Here is a 5,302-nt window from a genome sequence, read left to right on the forward strand (position 1 = left end):
CCGGGGGGCCGGTGACGGGTCAGCGGTTCTGGTAGTAACCGAACATGTCGATGATCAGGTCGATGTCGCCGCCGCTGGCGTTCCAGAAGTCGACGATGCCGTGGGAGCCCGGGTTCGCCTGGACCAGGTTCGGCACGGTGTCCCCCGCCTTCCAGTTCAGCGTGGAGGCGTTCGGCTTGGCCGGCCAGACGTTGGTGCCGCGGTAGTACTGCTCAAGGCTGTTCGGGTCCGGGAAGACCGTCAGGTGCCCGTCCGCTGCGGTGTTGGTCACCGTGGTGTTCAGCACGAAACCGGTGTACTCCGGCAGCCCGGCGGAGAGGTCGACGTAGACGTAGCTCTGCGAGGGCAGCCCTCCGTTCGGGCTGTCCCGGGTGTCCCCCAGCCGCAACGGCTCGATCGCGACGTAGGCGCTGCCGCCGGGGTCACCGTAGTAGCCGACCACGTCGACGATCACGTCGGACGCCCCGTCCGCGGCGTTGAGCACCTGGATCCGGCCCGCGGCGTCGACCGGCACGATCACCGCGTTGGCGATGGTCTGGCCCCGGTAGAAGTTCAGGTTGGACGCGGACGGCGCCCGCCCGCCGCCGGGGTAGACGGTGAGGTGGCCGTCACTGTTCGGGTCGGTCACCGTGACGTTCAGCGCCACCGCCCGGGCCCCGGCCGGAACGCCCGCCCGGCCGGTCACCTGGGCGGAGAAGGAGGTCCAGCCGGGTACCTGGCCGCGGGTGGTGCCGGTGCCGTCGCGGGTGTCCACCAGCCGGGTCGGGGAAACGGCGGTGTAGCCGGCCGCCTCGTTCTGGGTGAAGTAGCCGGCGATGTCGGCGATCAGGTCGACGGCCCCGACGCCGCGGTTGGCGAGGTTGACGTAGCCGTCGCTGCCGACCGGGACGATGGCCAGGTTCGGCACCGTCCGGCCCGCGACGTAGTTGACGTTCGAGGTGGTCGGGCGCTCCGTGCCACCGGGGTAGGCGATGATGTGGCCCGCGCCGCCCGGCTCGACGGCGGTCAGGTTGAGCGCCACCGCGGTCACCCCGGCGGGGATCCCGCCGTTGCCCGCGATCTTCACCCGGGTCTCGCCCCAGGGCTGCACCCGGCCGGCCGGGGCACCGGTGCCGTCACGGGTGTCGAGCAGCCGGGTCGGGCCGTAGGGGGTGAACTCCGATCCCTCGGTGGAGAGTGTGACGGCGTTGGTCGAGACCCCGCCGCTGCGGTCCGAGACGGTGACCGAGACGGTGTACTGGCCGAGCTTGGCGTACTGGTGGTTGCGGTCGCTCAGACCGGGGTTGAGCCCGTCGTACCGGTCCGACGTCCCGTCGCCCCAGTCGATCACCAGGTCGAGCGGCGCGAGGTCGCTGATGAGCATCGTCCGCAGGTTGATGCTGTAGGCGCTGATGGTCTCCGCGTGCAGCCCGACCGCAAGGCTGCTGTTCGCCGTCGCGGCGGCGGCGGCCTGCCGGCCCTCGGCGGCCGACCGGTCCTGCTGCCGGACCGACGCCTCTGCGGGGCTCTGGAAGGTGCTGAGGGCGGACGGCGCGATCGGGCCGGCCGTCTTGGCCTCCTTGCCCGGCTTCGGCTGCGCCGACGGCGCGGTCGCGGCGCCGGGCCCGGCCGCGTGCGCCAGGCCCGGCGCGACGGTCAGGCAGGCCACCACGGCGGTGGCGATGACGATGTGACGGTGACGCGGCACCGTACCCCCCAGGGAGTTGTCGAACGGAGCACCGAACAAGTGCTCGCGAAGGCTACTGAAGGACCGGGTACGGAGCAACGTGTTTCCGGTCCCCCCGCCCTCGCCCGCCGCCCGCGCCTCCCGGGGCGGTCGCGGGTCAGTCGCGGGTCATGTCGACGAAGCGGGAGTAGTGGCCCTGGAAGGCGACCGTGATGGTGGCGGTCGGGCCGTTACGGTGCTTGGCGACGATCAGGTCGGCCTCGCCCGCGCGCGGGGACTCCTTCTCGTAGGCGTCCTCGCGGTGCAGCAGGATGACCATGTCGGCGTCCTGCTCGATCGAGCCGGACTCGCGCAGGTCGGAGACCATCGGGCGCTTGTCGGTGCGCTGCTCGGGGCCTCGGTTCAGCTGGGAGAGCGCGATCACCGGCACCTCCAGTTCCTTGGCCAGCAGCTTCAGGTTTCGCGACATGTCGGAGACCTCCTGCTGGCGGTTCTCGGCCCGGCGGGAGCCGCCGGACTGCATCAGCTGGAGGTAGTCGATGACGACCAGCTTGATGTCGTTGCGCTGCTTGAGCCGGCGGCACTTGGCGCGGATCTCCATCATCGAGAGGTTCGGCGAGTCGTCGATGAACAGCGGCGCCTCGCTGACGTCGGGCATCCGGCGGGCCACCCTGGTCCAGTCGTCGTCCGTCATGGAGCCGGAGCGCATGTGGTGCAGCGCCACCCGGGCCTCGGCGGAGAGCAGACGCATGGCGATCTCGTTGCGGCCCATTTCGAGCGAGAAGATCACGCTCGGCAGCTTGTTGTGGATCGAGCAGGCCCGGGCGAAGTCCAGCGCCAGGGTGGACTTGCCCATCGCGGGACGGGCCGCGATGACGATCATCTGGCCGGGGTGGAGCCCGTTGGTGAGCGCGTCGAAGTCGGCGAAGCCGGTCGGGACGCCGGACATCTGGCCGTTGCGGGAGCCGATCGACTCGATCTCGTCGAGGGCGCCCTCCATGATGTCGGCGAGCGGCGCGTAGTCCTCGTTGGTGCGCTGCTCGGTGACGGCGTAGATCTCCGCCTGGGCCGCGTTGACGATCTCGTCGACGTCGCCCTCGGCGGCGTAGCCCATGCCGGCGATCCGGGTGCCGGCCTCGACCAGTCGGCGCAGCACCGCGCGCTCGTGCACGATCTGCGCGTAGTACTCGGCGTTGGCGGCGGTCGGGACGGAGTTGACCAGGGTGTGCAGGTAGCCGGGGCCGCCGACCCGCTGGAGCTCCCCGCGCTTGGTGAGCTCGCCGGCCACGGTGATCGGGTCGGCCGGCTCGCCGCGCGCGTACAGGTCGAGGATCGCGCCGTGGATCAGCTCGTGCGCGGGCCGGTAGTAGTCGGCCGGCTTGAGCACCTCGACGACGTCGGCGATGGCGTCCTTGGAGAGCAGCATGCCGCCGAGGACGGACTGCTCGGCCGCGAGGTCCTGCGGGGGGACGCGCTCGAAGCCGTCCAGGCCGCCCTCGCCGCGCTCGTCCTCGCCGCCCTGGCGCCGCTTGCCGCCGTCCCGCTGGAAGCCGCCGGAACCGCCCTGGCCGCCCTTGCCGCCCTTCTGGAAGCCGCCGCCCTGGCCCTGGCCGCTGCCGCGGCCGCGGGAGACCGGCAGCCGGTCGCCGGGGCCGTCCGGGAAGGGGGCGTCGGCGAAGGAGCCGACCGGGAAGGGGTCGTCGGCGCCCTGCCAGTCGTCCTCCGGCGGCGGAGCGTCGTGGTCGTCGTACTGGGGGCCGGTCACGCGTGTTCCCCGATCAGCGAGTGGTGCGAGTTGGAGCGGGCCTTGCCGGTGGCTGGAACGGTGCGGAACCCGACTCCGCGCCACCGCATTGTCTACGCCACCGCACCGACAAATCGGACGCCGGGGCGGATGGGAGTGTCGGGCGGAGGGCCCACGCTAAGGCGCCGGACGGCCTTCAGCCAAGGCGGTTATCCACAGGGGGTGTGGATGAGCGGCCCACGACTGTGGAGAAGTGCCGCAAACCTGTGGACGCCCCTGTGGAAAGCCCTGTGGATAACCAGACCATCGATCCACCGTCAACGCGCTGACCTGCGCGTCCCCCGTCCCGGGCCTGTGCATGAGAAATTCTTCACACACAGCCGGGTGGCGGTGGACACACACACGGACGACCCGGTCGTTCGCTCGTGCGAGTAAGTGGCACATGCCCCTGGCGTCACTTACCTGTGGATGAGTAGCCTGGTTCCCATGACCCTCACCACCGACCGCCGCCGACACGACCGGGAGATCCTCGCGCTCGCCGTCCCCGCCTTCGGCGCCCTGGTCGCCGAGCCGCTCTTCCTGATGGCCGACTCGGCGATCGTGGGCCACCTCGGCACCGCCCAGCTGGCGGGCGTCGGCGTCGCCTCGGCCGCGCTCACCACCGCCACCGGGGTCTTCGTCTTCCTCGCCTACGCCACCACCGCCGCGGTCGCCCGCCGGATCGGCGCCGGGGACCGCCGGGCCGCGATCCAGCAGGGCATCGACGGCATCTGGCTGGCGCTGGCGCTCTCCGCCGGCGTGGTCGCGCTGACCCTGCTGCTCGCCCCCCAGGTGGCGGACGCGCTCGGCGCCTCGCCGACGGCCGCCCCGTACGCCGTGACGTACCTGCGGATCAGCGCGCTCGGCATCCCGGCGATCCTGATGGTGATGGCCGCCACCGGAGTGCTGCGCGGTCTCCAGGACACCCGGACCCCGCTCTACGTGGCCGTCGCCGGGTTCGCCGCCAACCTCGGGCTGAACGCCGGCCTGGTCTACGGCGCCGGGCTCGGGGTGGCCGGCTCGGCCTGGGGCACGGTCATCGCGCAGACCGGCATGGCCGCCGTCTACGTGTTCGTGGTGGTCCGCGGCGCCCGCCGGGAGCAGGCCTCGCTGCGGCCGGACGCGGCCGGGATACGGGCGAGCGCCCGGGCCGGCGGACCGCTGATGGTCCGCACCCTGAGCCTGCGCGCCGTCCTGATGATCGCCACCGCGGTGGCCGCCGGGCTCGGGGACGACGAGATCGCCGCGCACCAGATCGCCATGACGGTCTTCCTGTTCATCGCCTTCGCCCTGGACGCCATCGCGATCGCCGGCCAGGCCATCATCGGCCGCTACCTGGGCGCCGGGGACGTCCCGGGCACCAGGGCCGCCACCCGGCGGATGATCGAGTGGGGCATCGGCTCCGGCGTGCTGCTGGGCCTGCTGGTGGTGGTCGCCCGGCCGCTGTACGTCCCGCTGTTCACCCCGGACCCGGCGGTGCAGCACCAGCTGAACACCGTCCTGCTGCTGCTCGCGCTCTGCCAGCCGGTCTCCGGCCTGGTCTACGTCCTGGACGGCGTGCTGATGGGCGCCGGGGACGGCCCGTTCCTGGCCTGGGCGATGCTCGGCACGCTGGTGGTGTTCGCCCCCGCCGCGCTCGCCGTGCCGGCGAGCGGTGCCGGGCTGGCCGGGCTCTGGTGGGCGATGAACCTGTTCATGCTGGTCCGCGGCGGCTTCCTGGCCTGGCGGGCCCGCGGCGGCCGGTGGCTGGTCACCGGCGCCGTGCGGAGCTGAGCGGTCCTCGCCGGGGAAACACCGAGGGCCGGCCTCCCCGGAGGGGGAGACCGGCCCTGCGGCCACTGCTACGGCGTCGT

At 72.4% G+C, this 5,302-nt stretch carries 3 protein-coding genes; 1 reads left to right on the forward strand and 2 read right to left on the reverse strand.

The window, feature by feature from the left end:
• Positions 1-19 precede the first annotated feature (19 nt).
• Positions 20-1,687, reverse strand: coding sequence for a hypothetical protein (locus ABD308_RS08370; RefSeq protein WP_344329929.1), 1,668 nt, complete (start codon positions 1,685-1,687; stop codon positions 20-22).
• A 136-nt stretch (positions 1,688-1,823) separates the two neighbouring features.
• Positions 1,824-3,305: a replicative DNA helicase gene (gene dnaB, locus ABD308_RS08375; protein WP_344330093.1), complete on the reverse strand. Its 1,482-nt coding sequence runs from the start codon at positions 3,303-3,305 to the stop codon at positions 1,824-1,826.
• 591 nt (positions 3,306-3,896) lie between these two features.
• On the opposite strand from dnaB, the gene ABD308_RS08380 reads away from it, so the two are divergent.
• The gene (locus ABD308_RS08380) at positions 3,897-5,222 is read left to right on the forward strand and encodes an MATE family efflux transporter (RefSeq protein ID WP_344329935.1); all 1,326 of its coding nucleotides are present in this window, start codon (positions 3,897-3,899) and stop codon (positions 5,220-5,222) included.
• Positions 5,223-5,302 lie beyond the last annotated feature (80 nt).

Source organism: Kitasatospora putterlickiae (assembly GCF_039527695.1).
Taxonomy (GTDB): domain Bacteria; phylum Actinomycetota; class Actinomycetes; order Streptomycetales; family Streptomycetaceae; genus Kitasatospora; species Kitasatospora putterlickiae.

Bases quoted from the DNA above. Each gene is read 5' to 3' on its own strand.
- ABD308_RS08380 (WP_344329935.1), top strand. From the start codon at position 3,897: ATGACCCTCACCACCGACCGCCGCCGACACGACCGGGAGATCCTCGCG.